The organism is Rhizobium sp. BK275, assembly GCF_014193555.1.
Classification (GTDB): domain Bacteria; phylum Pseudomonadota; class Alphaproteobacteria; order Rhizobiales; family Rhizobiaceae; genus Rhizobium.
In genome coordinates this window covers 338,840-355,852 of record NZ_JACHZL010000002.1, presented here as the reverse complement: position 1 = coordinate 355,852, position 17,013 = coordinate 338,840, and the positions used below count along the sequence as shown (strand labels likewise).

General features: G+C 60.5%; 16 protein-coding genes. 10 read left to right on the top strand and 6 right to left on the bottom strand.

Going from position 1 to position 17,013, the window contains the following annotated elements; translation table 11 throughout:
* Positions 1-94: 94 nt before the first annotated feature.
* From lptB to lptC, 3 genes are read right to left on the bottom strand one after another with little or no spacing between them, the layout of a single operon-like run.
* Positions 95-898, bottom strand: coding sequence for an LPS export ABC transporter ATP-binding protein (gene lptB, locus FHT82_RS07650; protein ID WP_183727986.1), 804 nt, complete (start codon positions 896-898; stop codon positions 95-97).
* A gap of 16 nt (positions 899-914) precedes the next feature.
* Entirely contained in the window at positions 915-1,565 is a 651-nt protein-coding gene (locus tag FHT82_RS07645; RefSeq protein WP_183727984.1) for an LptA/OstA family protein, read from the bottom strand.
* A 13-nt stretch (positions 1,566-1,578) separates the two neighbouring features.
* Entirely contained in the window at positions 1,579-2,244 is a 666-nt protein-coding gene (gene lptC / locus FHT82_RS07640) for an LPS export ABC transporter periplasmic protein LptC (protein WP_183727982.1), read from the bottom strand.
* A gap of 222 nt (positions 2,245-2,466) precedes the next feature.
* Here lptC and sppA point away from each other — a divergent pair, with 222 nt between their 5' ends.
* The 3 genes from sppA to FHT82_RS07625 all read left to right on the top strand — a co-directional run bounded on the left by sppA (position 2,467) and on the right by FHT82_RS07625 (position 4,180).
* Positions 2,467-3,417, top strand: coding sequence for a signal peptide peptidase SppA (sppA, locus tag FHT82_RS07635; RefSeq protein WP_183727979.1), 951 nt, complete (start codon positions 2,467-2,469; stop codon positions 3,415-3,417).
* Between the two features lie 30 nt (positions 3,418-3,447).
* Positions 3,448-3,747 (top strand): integration host factor subunit beta, encoded by a 300-nt coding sequence (locus FHT82_RS07630; protein ID WP_003544934.1) that lies wholly within the window; start codon positions 3,448-3,450, stop codon positions 3,745-3,747.
* Positions 3,748-3,847: 100 nt separating this feature from the next.
* Positions 3,848-4,180, top strand: a complete 333-nt coding sequence (locus FHT82_RS07625) for a LapA family protein (RefSeq protein ID WP_183727977.1) — start codon at positions 3,848-3,850, stop codon at positions 4,178-4,180.
* Positions 4,181-4,186: 6 nt separating this feature from the next.
* Here the strand turns inward: FHT82_RS07625 and FHT82_RS07620 are convergent, their stop codons facing one another.
* Both FHT82_RS07620 and FHT82_RS07615 read right to left on the bottom strand, forming a co-directional pair.
* Positions 4,187-4,630, bottom strand: a complete 444-nt coding sequence (locus FHT82_RS07620) for a GNAT family N-acetyltransferase (protein WP_183727975.1) — start codon at positions 4,628-4,630, stop codon at positions 4,187-4,189.
* A gap of 147 nt (positions 4,631-4,777) precedes the next feature.
* The gene (locus tag FHT82_RS07615; RefSeq protein WP_183727973.1) at positions 4,778-5,230 is read right to left on the bottom strand and encodes a carbon monoxide dehydrogenase subunit G; all 453 of its coding nucleotides are present in this window, start codon (positions 5,228-5,230) and stop codon (positions 4,778-4,780) included.
* Positions 5,231-5,345: 115 nt separating this feature from the next.
* Between FHT82_RS07615 and FHT82_RS07610 the strand changes: the two genes are divergently transcribed.
* The 6 genes from FHT82_RS07610 to FHT82_RS07585 all read left to right on the top strand — a co-directional run bounded on the left by FHT82_RS07610 (position 5,346) and on the right by FHT82_RS07585 (position 11,834).
* Positions 5,346-6,443 (top strand): class I SAM-dependent methyltransferase, encoded by a 1,098-nt coding sequence (locus tag FHT82_RS07610; RefSeq protein WP_183727971.1) that lies wholly within the window; start codon positions 5,346-5,348, stop codon positions 6,441-6,443.
* A complete protein-coding gene (locus FHT82_RS07605; protein ID WP_183727969.1) occupies positions 6,440-7,297 on the top strand; it encodes an RNA methyltransferase in 858 nt (285 codons plus the stop codon). Before FHT82_RS07610 ends, FHT82_RS07605 begins: the two co-directional genes overlap by 4 nt.
* Positions 7,294-7,800, top strand: coding sequence for a signal peptidase II (gene lspA, locus FHT82_RS07600; RefSeq protein WP_183727967.1), 507 nt, complete (start codon positions 7,294-7,296; stop codon positions 7,798-7,800). Before FHT82_RS07605 ends, lspA begins: the two co-directional genes overlap by 4 nt.
* A 55-nt stretch (positions 7,801-7,855) precedes the next feature.
* Entirely contained in the window at positions 7,856-10,087 is a 2,232-nt protein-coding gene (locus FHT82_RS07595; RefSeq protein ID WP_183727965.1) for an ATP-binding protein, read from the top strand.
* 109 nt (positions 10,088-10,196) lie between these two features.
* The gene (locus FHT82_RS07590; RefSeq protein WP_183727963.1) at positions 10,197-11,072 is read left to right on the top strand and encodes a GNAT family N-acetyltransferase; all 876 of its coding nucleotides are present in this window, start codon (positions 10,197-10,199) and stop codon (positions 11,070-11,072) included.
* A gap of 126 nt (positions 11,073-11,198) precedes the next feature.
* The gene (locus FHT82_RS07585; protein WP_183727961.1) at positions 11,199-11,834 is read left to right on the top strand and encodes a VOC family protein; all 636 of its coding nucleotides are present in this window, start codon (positions 11,199-11,201) and stop codon (positions 11,832-11,834) included.
* 45 nt (positions 11,835-11,879) lie between these two features.
* Here the strand turns inward: FHT82_RS07585 and FHT82_RS07580 are convergent, their stop codons facing one another.
* The gene (locus tag FHT82_RS07580; RefSeq protein WP_183727959.1) at positions 11,880-14,165 is read right to left on the bottom strand and encodes an NADP-dependent malic enzyme; all 2,286 of its coding nucleotides are present in this window, start codon (positions 14,163-14,165) and stop codon (positions 11,880-11,882) included.
* 113 nt (positions 14,166-14,278) lie between these two features.
* Here FHT82_RS07580 and mutS point away from each other — a divergent pair, with 113 nt between their 5' ends.
* A complete protein-coding gene (gene mutS, locus FHT82_RS07575) occupies positions 14,279-17,005 on the top strand; it encodes a DNA mismatch repair protein MutS (RefSeq protein WP_183727957.1) in 2,727 nt (908 codons plus the stop codon).
* Positions 17,006-17,013 lie beyond the last annotated feature (8 nt).

The following is a 17,013-nucleotide window of genomic DNA, read 5'->3' as shown; positions in this document are numbered from 1 at the left end:
GGAAATCCAAGTTGGCCCAAAAATTGCTTTTTTATCCTATTTGGTCAAGCGGAACCTATACCGCAGCCGTAATTTTCTGTCGCCCCGGATTGGTTCAGAGACTGAAATTGTCGCCCAGATAAAGCCGCCGCACTTCCGGATTGTTGACGATGTCGTTCGCACGCCCATGCGTCAGCACTTCGCCGGCATGAATGATATAGGCCCGGTCGATCAGTCCCAGCGTCTCACGCACATTGTGGTCGGTGATCAAAACACCGATACCGCGTGCCGTCAAATGATGCACGAGGTTCTGAATATCGGCAACCGAGATCGGGTCGACACCGGCAAAGGGTTCGTCGAGCAGCATGAAAGTCGGGTCGGTCGCAAGCGCACGAGCAATTTCCAGGCGTCGGCGCTCACCGCCCGAGAGAGCCACGGCCGCACTCTTGCGGAGCTTGGCGATGTGAAACTCCTCAAGCAATTCGTCCAGCTTGCGCTCGCGCGCCGCCTTGTCCTTTTCATGGACCTCGAGGACGGCGCGGATATTCTCCTCCACTGTGAGCCCACGGAAGATCGAGGCTTCCTGCGGCAGGTAGCCGACGCCGAGGCGTGAGCGGCGATACATCGGCATCGTCGTCACATCGTTGCCGTCGATTTCGATCGTTCCCTCATCGACCGGCACGAGGCCGGTGATCATGTAGAAACAGGTCGTCTTGCCGGCGCCGTTCGGCCCCAAGAGACCGACCGCCTCACCACGTCGCACCACGAGTGAAACGCCATTGACGACGCGCCTCGTCGCGTAGGTCTTGGTCAGACCGCGCGCGATCAGCGTGCCCTGATAACGGGCCTTATCGACAGGAGCGGTCGCGGCTTCCGACGCGGCGCTACCGGACTTGGTGGATAACGAGAATAACTTCACGTGAAAGGCCGACTTCTCAATTCTGCTTTGGCTGCTGACTCGGCTGCGATTTTGGATCGAGCTGAATCTGAACGCGACCACCGCAGCTTTCAAGCTCCGCCTGACCGGTCGCCATGTGAACGGTGAGCTGGCAGCCGGTAAAGACGTTCGGGCCATCGGTCAGAACGACTTTCTTACCCGTAAGGATGAAGACCTGCGAGGTCATATCGAAATTGCCGTCATCGGCGGTTGCCGTCTGCGTGCCCGAGGTCAGGTAAACCTTATCGGTCACCAGGATCTTGTCGATATCGGCACTACCAGAGGCAAGCGAGTTCGATTGTCCCGCCGCGGCCGGAGCCGTCTCCGCAGCAGGTGCCGGCGTGGCGGCAGCATCACCCGCTGCCGGCTGCTTCGACTTGTCCTTGTAGTAGACCGTCATCTTGCCGGCCTGCAGGGTCGTCGTCCCCTGAACGACCTTGACGTCGCCGGTGAAGAGCGCCGTGTGTTCCTGATCATGGATTTCCAGCTTGTTGCTTTCAATCTGGATCGGCTGGTCGCTGGAAAGTTTCATCCCAGGCATCGTCGTCGACTGAGCGGCCGCCCCCGCGACCGAAAGGACGAAGGCAAGTGCGCCGGTGATGAAAGCTACGCCAGTCTTACGAGTTGAAATGCGACAATCTTTTGTCATTTGACCCGGCTCTTTAGGTGCCCTGTTTGTGGATGGTGGATGATTCAACATTCATGCGAACATTCCCCTCGAATGTGATCACGCGCCCCTTATCGGTTATATTCATCGACCGCGCAACAATCGAAGCATTGTCCTTGGTAATTCTGACGGGTTCGTCCGTCGACATGTTTCCGCCCTTGATATCAAGGTGTGCGGATCGGAAATTCGCAACGAGACCGCTGCTCAAAACGAGCGTGAACGGCGCCGTCATGTGCAGGTTGTCGGTGGCGCGGTTGAAATCCGCAGTCGTCGCCGTGACACGGGCCATCAGGCCGTCATTCATCGGCACCGCAGCCTTGATCGTCTCCAGCGTGATGAGGTCTGGATTGCGGATATCCTGCAGCGCGCGTTCGGCGAGCATCGAATAATTAATGCCATCGGAGTTGCGGCCGGCAATGGCCGGCTTTTCCATCACGACCTTGCCATTCTCGATCTTGGCACCCTCGATCTTGATGGTTTCCGGCAGGTAAGTGCGGATCACCGAGACGGCGACGAAGATGAGGGAAATGATGAGGGCTGCGACGGGCAGCAAAAACTTGAGGCGGCGGACACGCGCGGAATGGAACCGGGCAAGGCCATAGGCGCTGTCCTTTGGCCCTGCGTATGCGGGCTTCCCGTTGTTCCTGAGGGTATCGAGCATATGCCTGGTCCGTTTGTGATGATCGTGCCGCTTATATAGCAATGCCGGGCGCCAATCACAGTTCGTTTCGCATTATTACATTGGCTTGCCAATATGGATTTTTTTCTGCAACAAGCAACTAAACCGAAAATAGCAGGTTTCCAGGCATTTTCCCGGGGAAGCTTGCGCCTTATCTCCCCAGCGGCGGAATACCGCCGTTGGGTTTCGTCTCTGGAGGTTGGAATGGACAGCTCGATCATCGCAGACCGCCGGCTGCTGCGCCGCAGGCTTGGCTTCTGGCGCCTTGTCGCGGTCGTGCTGCTCGTTGCGCTCGGCTTTGCGCTTTACAGTTTTGCCTTCGGCGAAAGCAGCACCGCGCGGCCCCATATCGCCCATGTGACAATCTCCGGCCTGATCACCGATGACGACGAGCTGCTCGAGCGGCTGGAAAAGATCAAGGACAACGATCAGGCCAAAGCAGTCGTGATCTCGATCTCTTCGCCCGGCGGAACGACCTATGGCGGTGAGAAGATATTCAAGGCGATCCGGGCGATTGCGGAGAAAAAGCCCGTCGTCTCGGACGTCAGGACGCTTGCAGCCTCTGCGGGGTACATGATCGCGACGGCTGGCGATACGATCATTGCCGGCGAAAGCTCGATCACCGGCTCGATCGGCGTCATTTTCCAGTATCCGCAGGTTCGACCGCTGCTCGACAAGCTCGGCGTCTCGCTGCAGGAGATCAAATCCTCCCCGCTCAAGGCCGAGCCCTCGCCGTTCCACGACACCAGCGAGGAAGCCAAGACCATGATCCGCAACATGGTTCTCGACAGCTACGACTGGTTCGTCAATCTCGTTGCCAACAGGCGCAAATTGCCGCACGAGGAAGTGCTGAAGCTTGCAGACGGCACGATCTATACGGGCCGGCAGGCGCTGAAGGTGAAACTCATCGATGCGGTCGGTGGGGAGCCCGAAATCCGCGCCTATCTGACCTCCCGGAACGTCAGCGACAAACTGCCGGTCGTTGACTGGGACAAGAAGAGCAGCACGCCCTTCCTGCTCGCAGGGGCTGTTTCGCGGTTGATTACGATCCTTGGTTATGGTGATCTTGTCAAAGGCCAGGATCTCAACGGCATCCTGCCCCCAAAGTTGCTCCTTGACGGGCTGCTTTCAGTTTGGCAGGTTGGCCAGGATTGAATAAGAAATCAATAATTTAAGGGGGCGACCGTGATCAAGTCCGAATTGGTGCAGATTGTTGCGGCACGCAATCCGCACCTCTACCATCGTGATGTGGAAAATATCGTCAATGCGGTCCTCGACGAGATCACTGATGCGCTTGCTGCCGGCAACCGCGTCGAACTGCGCGGCTTCGGCGCGTTTTCGGTCAAGAACCGCCCTTCCCGCTCCGGCCGTAACCCGCGCACCGGCGATACTGTCTTCGTCGAGGAGAAGTGGGTTCCCTTCTTCAAGACCGGCAAGGAACTGCGCGAGCGCCTGAACCCTGGCCAGGCCGACGAAGAGGATTGATCCTCGGAGACGGGCATCAAGCCGCACTTGAACTTCGTCGCCGCACGTCTATTCTGGCGCCCATGAAGCTTGCCTTCGCCAAACCGGCGCGGAGAACGACATGACCAAGAAGATTGTCAACCTTTTGATTTTACTGCCGCTTGGCGTCATCCTGATCATTTTCTGCGTTGCCAACCGGCAGAGTGTGACGCTCGCCTTCAATCCGTTCCGGCCGGAAGATCAGGTTCTTTCTCTCGCCGCGCCCTTCTTCGTTTTTCTGCTGATTGCCTTTATCCTCGGCATGCTGGTGGGTTCGGCTACGACCTGGTTCAACCAGAGCAAACACCGCAAGCGCGCCCGCCTCGAGGCCAAGGAAGCGATCCGCTGGCAGGGCGAAGCAGACCGCCACAGGACGCGTGCGGAAGAGATTGCCGGGCAGTTGCCCTCGCGGTGATTGCTTCTATTCCCCTGATGCCGGAACGAAACTCAGTTCTTCATAGTCGCCTTCGGTCGAGGCGCCCCTGCCGGTGACCTGAAAGCCATGTGCCAGATAGAAGGCCTTGGCGTGGCGGTTGTTGACGAGGCATTTCAGCCGATACGGGTGCTTTGGCCAGGCGGGAAGCGATTGCAGCAAGGCGGTTCCCGCGCCTTTGCCCTGAAACTCGGGCAGAATGTAGAGCATGTGGATGAAATCATCCGCCGCCCAGATCGAGATGAAACCGGCTATTCTCCCATCTTCTCCCTCGCAGACGGAAACGATCTCGCCATTCGTATGGGCGGCAAAATCTTCCTGATAAAAATTGCCGGGATCGACCCAGGTAAAGGTCTGGCGCCGGACGGACAGGTAGATGTCAGCAAGCTGCATCACATCTTCGGGGCGGTTTGGTCGGATTTTCCAGCTCATCGGTCTTGCGTAAAAGGGATTATCAGGGATGCCAAGTCTTCGAGCTACAGCATCGGCCCGAAAATCGGAATCGATTTTCGGAAAGCCTGATGCGTAGATTCAAAGAGGTAGAGCGTCCTTTGTGCGTCCGAATGGACGCACGGCGCTCTAGCCTGCAGCCTTTTCGACAACGGCAGCATTGAAATTTCCCCAGAAGCGACGAGCGAGCTTTTCCAGCGTGGCACGGATCAACCGGCTGCCGATCTCGGCAATCCGGCCTCCGGTATCGCCGTCGGCTTCATAGCGCAGAAGAGTATGCAGCCCCTCATCGACCAAGGTAACATCGGCCTCTCCTTTGGCGAAGCCGGCAATGCCGCCCCGCCCTTCCGCGGCGATGGTGTAACTGCGCGGCGCGTCGACATTCGAAAGTCTGATCTCGCCGTTGAAGGTCACTGAAAACAGGCCGAAGCCGACTTTGACAGTTGCCAGGAATTGCGTCGGCGACAGTTTTTCCACACTCTGGCAGCCGGGGATGCATTGCCTGATGATATCGGGATCGTTCATGGCCGCCCACACGACATCCCGCGACGCGGCGATGCGTTCCTCCCCGATCAGGTCCATCAGCAATTCCCCATTTCCATAGCTGGACCATATCATGATGGGAAAGCGCTTTGCCAAGGTCAGACAGGATGCTATTTGCACTGGCTCAATCGAATTTAAGACGCGGAAGACCACGTTGAAACAAAGAGAACGCCGGCCCGGCGCGAAGACGGCGGCAGGCCCTTCCGGCGGACGCCGCGCCGATGCGCGGCCGGCAAGATCGGAAAAGCCGACGGCAAAGGCCGCCCCTGCGCGGAATCAGCGTCCACCGGCAGCGGTTCCGGCCGCAATCGAACGTCCGTTGACGGTCCGTACTGGCGACCGGCCGGCCGAGCGCGTGCCTGTCATCTTGGAGACGATGGGTGCGGGCGATTTCCATCTGATCGACAGCGGCAACGGCCAGAAGCTCGAGCAATACGGCCCCTACCGGATCGTCCGGCCCGAAGGTCAGGCGCTGTGGCAGCCGTCGCTGCCCGCTCATGTCTGGGAAAAGGTCGATGCCGTCTTCACCGGAGATACGGATGAAGAGGGCACGGGACGCTGGCGTTTTCCGAAGGAAGCGCTTGGCGAAACCTGGCCGCTCAATCTGCTCGGTGTCGATTTCTTCGGCCGCTTCACCTCTTTCCGTCACGTCGGCGTCTTTCCCGAGCAGATCGTTCACTGGAGCTGGATGAAGAACCAAGTGGAGAGCGCCGGCCGTCCGCTGAAGGTATTGAACCTCTTCGGTTATACGGGCGTCGCCTCGCTGGTTGCCGCAGCGGCCGGTGCAGAGGTCACCCATGTCGATGCCTCGAAGAAGGCGATCGGCTGGGCGCGCGAAAACCAGGCGCTGGGGCGCATGGAGAAGCTGCCGATCCGCTGGATCTGCGAGGATGCGATGAAGTTCATCCTGCGCGAGGAGCGCCGCGGCAGCCAGTACGACATCATCCTCACCGACCCGCCGAAATTCGGCCGCGGGCCGAACGGCGAGGTCTGGCATCTGTTCGAACATCTGCCGCTGATGCTGGATATCTGCCGTGAAATCCTGTCGCCGAAAGCGCTCGGGCTGGTGCTGACGGCCTACTCGATCCGAGCGAGCTTCTATTCCATCCACGAGTTGATGCGCGAGACGATGCGCGGCGCCGGCGGGGTGGTCGAATCCGGCGAACTCGTCATCCGCGAGGCGGGCCTCGACGGCAAGACGCCGGGTCGCGCGCTTTCCACCTCTCTCTTTTCCCGCTGGGTGCCGAAATGAACGAATTCCACGATCGCGGCCCCCGCAAGGTCGGGCAAGTGAAGGAAGTCACCTCGCTTGCCAATCCTGTTATCAAGGATATCAAGGCGCTGACCAACAAGAAGTCGCGCGAGGAGAGCGGCACCTTCATGGCCGAAGGCCTGAAGCTTGTCATCGATGCGATCGAGCTTGGCTGGACCATCCGCACGCTCGTCTATGCGAAGGCTGCCAAGGGCAAGCCGCTGGTCGAGCAGATGGCGGCAAAGACGGTGGCTTCCGGCGGCCTCGTGCTCGAAGTCAGCGAAAAGGTGCTCTCCTCGATCACCCGGCGCGACAATCCGCAGATGGTGGTCGGTATCTTCGAAAACCGCTGGAAGGCGCTGAAGCATATCCGGCCGAAGGAAGGCGAGACCTGGGTGGCTCTCGACCGCGTGCGCGATCCCGGCAATCTCGGAACGATCATCCGCACCGCCGATGCGGCCGGTGCGTCCGGCGTCATCCTTGTCGGCGAGACGACCGATCCTTTCTCTCTGGAAACGGTGCGCGCCACGATGGGCTCGGTTTTCGCCGTTCCGGTCGCTCACGCGACCGCAGAGGAATTCATCGCCTGGAAGAGACAGGCCGGCGTCTCGGTCGTTGCGACCCACCTTGCCGGCTCGGTCGACTACCGCACGATTGATTACACGAAGAAGCCGGTCGTACTGCTGATGGGCAACGAACAATCCGGCCTGCCGGATCAGCTCGCCAAGGAGGCGGATGCGCTTGCCCGCATTCCGCAGCAGGGCCGCGCCGATTCCCTCAATCTGGCCGTTGCCACCGCCGTCATGCTTTTCGAGGCACGCCGCCATCTCCTCTCACTGTCCGAGGGCAAATGACCGACCAGACGACCGTGCGCCCGGCGCTCTTCTCGCGACCCCTGCCAATCCTGATCTTCATCTTGGTCGCCGTTCTCCTCGACCAGATCATCAAGATTGCCGTCGACCTCTACCTGCCGCTGCAGGAAGCCGTGCCCGTCATTCCGATGCTGGCGCTCTACCGCACCTACAATCTCGGCGTCGCCTTCTCGATGCTGTCGGGCATGGATGGCTGGTTCATCGTCGGCATGCGCCTGATCATCGTCGCCTTCGTGCTTTATCTCTGGCATCGCACGTCCAAGGATCGCTGGCTGGCGCATCTTGGCTATGCGCTCATCATCGCGGGGGCGATCGGCAATCTCATCGACCGTTTCGCCTATGGGCATGTGATCGACTACATTCTCTTCCATACGGAAACCTGGTCCTTCGCCGTCTTCAATCTGGCCGACAGCTTCATCACCGTCGGCGCCGGCTGCGTCATCCTCGACGAGATGCTGCAAAAGCCGAAAAAGGCGGATCGCTAAATTTTTAGCGGATTCCTGAAAACATTCGGAACGGGCGATATGTTAGCTGTATTGCATGCAGAGTATGGCGCAGCTACAGGAACGATTGTCCGCCACATTCGGCGGAGCCGCCGATAGGGCCTATCAGGGCCGCACGGCGGGTGAATTGTCGCCGGCTCTTCTTCGCTCCCGGCATCCATTGATCTTCCACTGGCTCGGCGGATCGGGTCTTCTTTCGGCGATCCTGCTGCTGCTGCTTTCCCACTGGGGCGGTCCGCTCATGGCTGGCCTCGGCCTCATCCTGATTGCTGCCATTGCAGGTTATCTTGCTCTTCTTTTCAGGACCGGAAACAGGTCCGGCGGCCGCGGCCCGGAGACGCCGGAACACGTCGATGCGACCGGCCTGCTCGGCACGGTCCATGACGTGCTCGACGATATCGTCGTCACCCGCATGATGGACCGGCGCATCATTGGCGCCAACGAGACGTTCCGCCGCCTCACGGGGCGCGCAAAACCCGAAGGCCAGACCTGCGAAGAGATCGGCCTTGCCTTCCGCCCCGGCCCGCTGCCGCATCGTTACGACGTGGAGATTTCCACTCCGGCCGGCCAGCGCATCTTTCTCTGGCGCGATGTCGTGACCCGCGACCCGGCAAACGGGCGCCTGCTTCTGCAGAGCATCGCGCGCGATGTGACCGAAGAGCGGCTTGCCGCCGAAGGCCGCGAGGAAGCCCGGCAGAAGGCCGAATATAACAGCGCCGCCAAATCGCGGCTGCTCGCCACCGTCAGCCATGAAATCCGCACGCCTCTATCAGGCATTCTCGGCATGGCACATCTGATTTCCGAAACGAAGCTGACGCAGGAACAGCAGAATTATCTCACCAGTATCCGTCAGTCCGGCCATGCGTTGACCCAGCTCGTCGAGGATCTGCTCGACTTCTCGACCATTGAGGTCGGCCGTTTCCAACTCCGCCCACGATCGGAATCCTTGCGTAAACTCGTCGAGAGCGTTGTGGAGATGCTGGCTCATCGCGCTCATGAGAAAGGCATCGAAATCGGTGCGACCGTCTCTTCCGACGTGCCGGAGCTGATGAGCTTCGATCCGGCGCGCCTGCGGCAGGTGCTTTTCAACGTCATCGGCAATGCGGTGAAGTTCACGCAGGCCGGCGGCGTCTTCATCCGTGTCTCAAGAGCGGCCAACGAATTGCTGATATCGGTGACCGATACCGGACCCGGTATGACCGCGGAGGAGCAGGCGCGCATATTCGGTGAATTCGAGCAGGGCGGCAGCCTTGTCCAGAAGAGCAATGGCACGGGCCTCGGCCTTGCGATCTCCGCCCGCATCCTACGCGAGTTCGGCGGTTCGCTGGCAGTTGCAAGCGAAAGGGGCAAGGGCAGCCAGTTCACCATCCGCTTCCCGGCCGAGCTCTCCGAGGAAGATACCACGAGCCGGAATACATTGCTGGCAGGAAATAGTATCGTGCTGCTTGCCCCGGCGGGTGCGGCTCGCACGGCGATCGCCGAGACGATCACGACGCTCGGGGGGCGCTGCCATCTGGTCGCCGGCGGCGAGGCGGCGCGCGAAAGCCTGCTGTCGCTTGCCCGTAGCGGCGACCGGCCGACCGATATCATCGTCGACCACCGCATGTCCGAGGAGTTTTCGCTGCATATCGCCGATCGCACGGAGATTGCAGCGCTCGGCCTGCGCAAGGTGCTGCTCGTCAATCCGGAAGAGCGCAACTCGCATTCGCTCGACCTCTTCGATGCGTGGCTGATCCGACCGCTGCGCGAACAGTCGCTGATCGACGTCCTGCGCGGGCGCATGCGCGGCATGGAAAAGCGCGACGCGCTGAACGACAACCAACCGGGCATCGGCCTCTCGGTCGCAGAGCGCACGGCGACCGGCGACGGACTCTCCATCCTGCTCGGCGAGGACGACCCGATCAACGCCATGCTGGTGCGTGTCATGCTGGAAAAGGGCGGCCATTCGGTCCGGCATGTCGAGGATTTCGAATCTCTGCTGGACAGCGCGCTCGGTGACGATCGACCCGACATCATCATCAGCGATCTTTCCATGCCCGGCGGCAACGGTATCGACATGCTCGGACGCCTTCGCGGACACGAACGGCGGCTCGATCTTCAGCCGGTTCCGGTCATCGTTCTGACTGCGGATAAGAGCGACGAATCGCGGCGACAGGTCTTGCTCAACGGCGCCAATCGCGTCATGGTAAAACCGGTAGATCCGGTCAGGCTGCTCACCGAGGTACAGGCGGTCGTTGCTCTTTCAGCCCGCCGCGCTGAGGCGCGCTGAAGCTGGAGAAACCGGCACGTTTCTTGCGTGCACAAAATTCGGTATGTCACTTTCCTGTCGCATATAAGTGTTTTATGGCGTGTGATAAGCCGGCAACGGGAGAATCGCCATGTCTGTTGACATCCTCAATTGTGACGCTACCGCCGAGGCCTCCCGGCCGTCGACGGCTGCCGCCCCGAAGGAACACGATGTTCTCGGCCGCATCGGCAACCTCGAGACCCGCCTTGCCCGCAGTGCACGCGAAATCGATGCCGCACAGGCCGTGCGCTACCGCGTTTTCGTCGAGGAGATGAAAGCTCAGTTGCCGGCGGACGCCATGCGCCGCGAGCGCGACTTCGATGCCTATGACGCTTTCTGCGACCATCTTCTGGTTCTCGACCGCTCGATCGATGGCGATGCCGAAGACCAGATCGTCGGTACCTACCGCCTGCTCAGGCAGGAAATCGCCATGGCCAATGGCGGTTTTTACTCGGCTTCCGAATTTGCGATCGACGAACTGATTGCCCGTCATCCCGACAAGCGCTTCATGGAACTCGGGCGCTCCTGCGTGCTGCCGGAATACCGCACCAAACGCACGGTCGAACTGCTCTGGCAGGGCAACTGGGCTTATGCGCTGAAGCATGGCATGAGCGCCATGTTCGGCTGCGCCTCCTTCCCGGGGGTTCACCCGGAAAGCCACGCGCTGGCTCTTTCGTTCCTTTATCACAATGTGCTTGCCAAGGATGAATGGGCCGTTGGCGCACTGCCGCATCTGGCACGCGATATGGACCTGATGCCGGCTGAAGGCGTCAATCCGAAAAGGGCATTGATGGCGCTGCCGCCGCTGATCAAGGGTTACCTGCGCCTCGGCGCCATGGTTGGTTCCAGCGCAGTGGTCGACCAGGCCTTCAACACGACCGACGTGCTGATCGTGCTGCCGATATCCAGCATTTCCGATCGCTATTTGAACTATTACGGCGCAGACGCGGGCCGTTTCGCCAGCTAATCGCAGCATAGCCGTCGCTTGACGGCCAACAGCGATCCATTCATTCTCTTATGGCGTTTTCAGTAGGGCGCATCGGCAATGGTGCCGGCTGGGCTATGCCCGCCTACAAGATCAAAACCTTGCGCCATGCCGAATCTGGAAAACCTCAAGAAGAAAGCCAAGCAGTTCAAGCGGTGGCATCAGGATCGCTACTATCCTGTCGCCGCCGAGATCCGCTATTGGCTTACCCGCTACAGTCATCTCAGTGACCAGCAAATCCTCGCGCTTGAGTTCAAGCTTGCGGATGCACAGGAACTCGTGGCGGCGCAAGAGGGATTTGAAAGCTGGCCGGCGCTGAAAAAAGGACTCACCGATATGAGTACAACAGCGGAACAGAAACTCGCCTCCGAACCGACGCTCATCGACGCGCAGCCGCAGCTTTTCGTGAGCAATATCCAGGCCGCCTGCGATTTCTACTCACAAAAGCTCGGCTTCGACATCGCCTTCATCTACGGCGAACCGCCCTTCTATGCGCAAGTCGCTCGCGGCGCAGCGAGGCTGAACCTTCGCCGCGTCGAACTGCCGGCTTTCCATCCGGAGCTTCGTCAACGGGAGAAGGATATCCTTTCAGCGACGATAACGCTTGATGATGTAAAGACGTTGTTTCTCGAATACACAGCAAAGAATGTTCCGTTTCATCAGCCATTGAGACTAGAGCCCTGGGGTGCCAGAACCTTCATCGTCCGCGATCCGGATGAGAACCTGATTGCCTTTGCGGGCTAGAGCATTCGAGGGCGAACCGGATGCGCGCTCCGCCCTCTCCGTCAATCAGGAACCGGCGCCATAGGCCGCGATCGCAGCCATGTTGACGATATCGCTGTCCTTGGCACCCATCGAGGTGATCTGCACTGCCTTGTCGAGGCCGACGAGGATGGGGCCGATGACCGTCGAGCCGCCGAGTTCCTGCAGCATCTTCGTCGAAATCGATGCCGAGTGGAATGCCGGCATGACGAGGACGTTGGCCGGGCCGGAAAGACGGCAGAAGGGATATTGCTCCATCGCCTTACGGTTCAGAGCCACGTCAGCAGACATTTCACCATCATATTCGAAATCGACGCGGCGCTTGTCTAGGATCTTCACGGCCTCGCGGACACGCTCGGAACGTTCGCCCGAGGGATGGCCGAAGGTGGAATAGGCAAGCATTGCGATGCGCGGCTGGTAGCCCATGCGGCGCGCGAGGCCGGCGGCCTCCTCGGCAATATCGGCCAGTTCCTCAGCCGTCGGCATATCGTGAACCGCGGTGTCGGCAACGAAGACCGTACGGCCGCGGCAAAGCGCGATCGACACGCCGATCACACGATGGCCGGGCTTCTGGTCGATGCAGCGGCGCACGTCCTCAAGCGCGGTCGAATAATTGCGGGTAATACCCGTCACCATGCCGTCGGCATCGCCAAGCGCCACCATGGTCGCCGCAAAATGGTTGCGGTCATTATGGATGAGGCGCTGCACGTCGCGGTGCAGATAGCCTTTGCGCTGCAGGCGGGCATAGAGATAGTCGATATAGGCGTCGACCCGTGTCGAGATACGGGCGTTGACGATCTCAAGGCCCGGACGATTGAGATCGATGCCGGCACGCTCGGCAGTCGCCCGGATCAAATCCTCACGGCCGAGCAGAATGGCGGTGCCGAGCTGCTGGTTGGCGTAGGACAGGGCGGCGCGCAGCACCTGTTCCTCTTCGGCCTCGGCGAAGACCACACGTTTCGGATGACGGCGGACGCGCTCATAGAGGCTGGCGAGCGTGGAGGCGATCGGATCACGGCGGGCCGACAGCTCTCGCTTGTAGCCGGCCATATCGCTGATGATCTTGCGGGCGACGCCACTTTCGATCGCCGCTTCGGCAACGGCCGCCGGAATGGCGGAGATCAAGCGCGGATCGAAGGGAACCGGGATGATATATTGAGCGCCGAAGCGCGGACGGTTGCCCTGATAGGCGGCCGCGACATCATCGGGCACGTCCTCACGGGCGAGGCTTGCGAGCGCCTTCACGGCAGCGATCTTCATCGCGTCATTGATGGTCGTGGCGCGGACGTCGAGGGCGCCGCGGAAGATATACGGAAAGCCCAGCACGTTGTTGACCTGGTTCGGGTAGTCCGAACGACCGGTCGCCATAATGGCATCGTCACGAATGCGGGAAACTTCCTCTGGCGTGATTTCCGGATCGGGATTGGCCATGGCGAAGATGATCGGCCGGTCGGCCATGGAGCGGATCATTTCCTCGGAGAAGGCCCCCTTCTGTGACAGGCCAAGAACGACGTCCGCACCCTTCATGGCCTCTTCAAGCGTGCGGGTATCGGTCTTTGCCGCATGGGCCGATTTCCACTGGTTCATGCCTTCGGTGCGGCCCTGATAGATGACACCCTTGGTATCGCAAAGGATGATGTTCTCAGGCGCAAAACCCATCGACTTGATGAGCTCGACGCAGGCGATGGCGGCAGCACCGGCGCCGTTGCAGACGAGCTTGGTGGTCTTGAGATCGCGGCCTGTCAGCTCCAGCGCATTGATGAGGCCGGCAGCGGCAATGATTGCCGTGCCGTGCTGGTCGTCATGGAATACGGGAATATCCATCAGCTCGCGCAGGCGGCTTTCGATGACGAAACAGTCCGGCGCCTTGATGTCCTCCAGATTGATGCCGCCGAAGGACGGGCCGAGGAAGCGCACGCAGTTGATGAACTCGTCGACATTTTCCGTGTCGACTTCAAGGTCGATCGAATCGACATCGGCGAAACGCTTGAAGAGGACGGACTTGCCTTCCATGACCGGCTTGGAGGCAAGCGCCCCCAGATTGCCGAGGCCGAGAATGGCCGTGCCGTTGGAAATGACGGCAACCATATTGCCGCGGGTCGTGTAGTCATAGGCAGTGGCCGGATCGGTGGCGATCGCCTTGACCGGCACTGCGACACCAGGTGAATAGGCCAGCGAGAGGTCGCGCTGCGTCGCCATCGGCTTGGTCGGGTTGATCTCCAGCTTGCCTGGCCGACCCATCGCATGAAACTCAAGCGCTTCCGTGTCGGTAACAGAGGTCACCGGCCGTTCTTTCTTCTTCATCTGGGACATACCTCCTCCAAACGTCTGTGGGTGACGTTTTCCTCTTTCCCAATTGCTGTTGTCATCTATAGCGGCGCGCGGATAGGGTTGGCACCTGTTTTTTTGGGAAAAACTGCACCTCCGTGAACGCACGAATAGACAGCAGAAACGAAGCCTTCTCGGCAGCCGAGCTTGCGACTGAGGAAAGCCGCGCCTCGGCGACGCCGATGATGGAACAGTATATAGAGATCAAGGCGAATAATCCGGATTCGCTGCTCTTCTATCGCATGGGCGATTTTTACGAGCTGTTCTTCGAGGATGCGCTCGAGGCTTCGCGCGCGCTCGGAATCACGCTGACCAAGCGCGGCCAGCATATGGGGCAGGACATTGCGATGTGCGGCGTGCCTGTGCATGCGGCCGACGATTACCTGCAGAAACTGATCGCGCTCGGCTTTCGCGTTGCTGTCTGCGAGCAGGTGGAAGACCCGGCGGAAGCCAAGAAGCGCGGCTCGAAATCGGTCGTCAAGCGCGACGTCATTCGCTTGGTCACACCAGGCACCATTACCGAGGAGAAGCTGCTTTCTCCCTCGGAATCGAATTATCTGATGACGCTGTCGCGCATTCGCGGCTCTTCCGAGCCTGTGCTGGCGCTCGCCTGGATCGATATTTCCACCGGCGTTTTCCGGGTGGCGGAGACGGATGCTTCGCGGCTGCTTGCCGATATCCTGCGTATCGATCCGCGCGAACTCATCGTGCCGGATACGATCTTTTATGACGGCGAGCTGAAATCGGTCTTCGACGTGCTCGGCCGCACGGCCGTTCCACAGCCGGCTGTGCTTTTCGACAGCGCGACGGCGGAGACCCGCATAGCGCGCTATTTCGATGTTTCGACGCTTGATGGCTTCGGCAGTTTTTCGCGCGCCGAGCTTGCCGCAGCCGCAGCTGCCGTCGCGTATGTCGAGAAGACGCAGATCGCCGAGCGGCCGCCGCTCGGACGGCCGGAACGGGAGAGCGGCGCTTCGACGCTGTTCATCGATCCGGCCACGCGCGCCAATCTCGAGCTTGTGCGCACGCTGTCCGGCGATCGCAACGGCGCGCTGCTCAAGGCGATCGACCGGACGACCACCGGCGGCGGAGCGCGGCTGCTGGCCGAACGGCTGATGTCGCCGCTGACAGATCCCATCCGCGTCAATGAGCGGCTTGATTCGATCGGCTTCCTGATGCAGGAACCGTCGCTCTGCGGCGAGCTGCGCGATGCGCTGAAACATGTGCCCGATATGCCGCGAGCGCTCTCCCGCCTGGCACTCGACCGCGGCGGCCCCCGCGATCTCTGGGCCATTCGTCAGGGGCTCGGCGCTGCCGCGCATATCGCCGGTTTACTGGGAAGCGCGATGCTGCCGGAAGAATTGGAGCGGGCGCGCAAGGGGCTGCAGGCACTGCCATCAGGCCTCGAAACCTTGCTCGCGGAAAACCTCGCCGAGGAACTGCCGCTCCTGAAACGCGATGGCGGCTTCCTGCGCGACGGCGCGAATGCCGACCTCGACGAGGTTCGGGCGCTGCGCGACCAGTCGCGCCGGGTCATTGCCGGCCTGCAGCTGCAATATGCCGACGAGACCGGCATCAAGTCGCTGAAGATCAAGCACAACAATATCCTCGGTTACTTCATCGAGGTCACTGCCGGCAATGCCGGACCGATGACAGATACATCAGAGGCGAAGGCCCGCTTCATCCATCGTCAGACGATGGCGAATGCCATGCGCTTCACGACGACGGAGCTGGCCGATCTCGAGAGCCGCATCGCCAATGCCGCCGACCGCGCACTGCAGATCGAGCTTGAAGCCTTCGATCGGATGACCGAAGCGACTGTCGCCGAAGCGGAAGCGATCAAAGTCGGTGCCCGGGCGCTGGCCGTTATCGATGTTGCGGCAGGTCTGGCATTGCTTGCCGAAGAGCAGGCCTATTGCCGGCCACTGGTCGACGGATCGAAGATGTTTGCCATCGAGGGCGGGCGCCACCCTGTTGTCGAACAGGCCCTGCGGCGTCAGTCCATCGGCCCTTTCGTCGCCAATAACTGCGATCTGTCGCCTGTCTCCGACGGCAAGGATGGCGCCATCTGGCTGCTGACCGGCCCGAATATGGGCGGTAAGTCCACCTTCCTGCGGCAGAACGCGCTGATCTCGATTCTCGCCCAGATGGGTTCCTTCGTGCCGGCAACGTCAGCGCATATCGGCATCGTCGACCGGCTGTTTTCGCGCGTCGGTGCATCCGACGATCTGGCGCGCGGGCGTTCCACCTTCATGGTGGAAATGGTCGAGACGGCTGCAATCCTCAACCAGGCAACCGATCGTTCCCTGGTCATTCTCGACGAGATCGGCCGCGGTACTGCGACCTTCGACGGCCTTTCCATCGCCTGGGCCGCCGTCGAGCATCTGCACGAGGCCAACCGCTGCCGTGGGCTCTTTGCCACGCATTTCCACGAGCTGACGGTGCTCTCTGAAAAACTTGCCCGGCTATCGAACGCAACAATGCGGGTGAAGGAATGGGACGGCGACGTCATCTTCCTGCATGAAGTCGGTCCAGGTGCGGCCGACCGGTCCTACGGCATTCAGGTCGCGCGGCTTGCCGGCCTGCCGGCTTCGGTCGTGGCCAGAGCACGCGATGTATTGACGCGCCTTGAAGATGCCGATCGCAAGAATCCGACGAGCCAGTTGATCGATGACCTGCCGCTCTTCCAGGTGGCCGTGCGCCGCGAAGAGACATCCCGCGGGCCTTCCAAGGTGGAGGAAGCGCTGAAGACGATGAGCCTCGACGACATGACACCGCGCGAGGCGCTCGATGCGCTTTACGACCTTAAAAAGAAGATGAAGTAGGAGCAGCC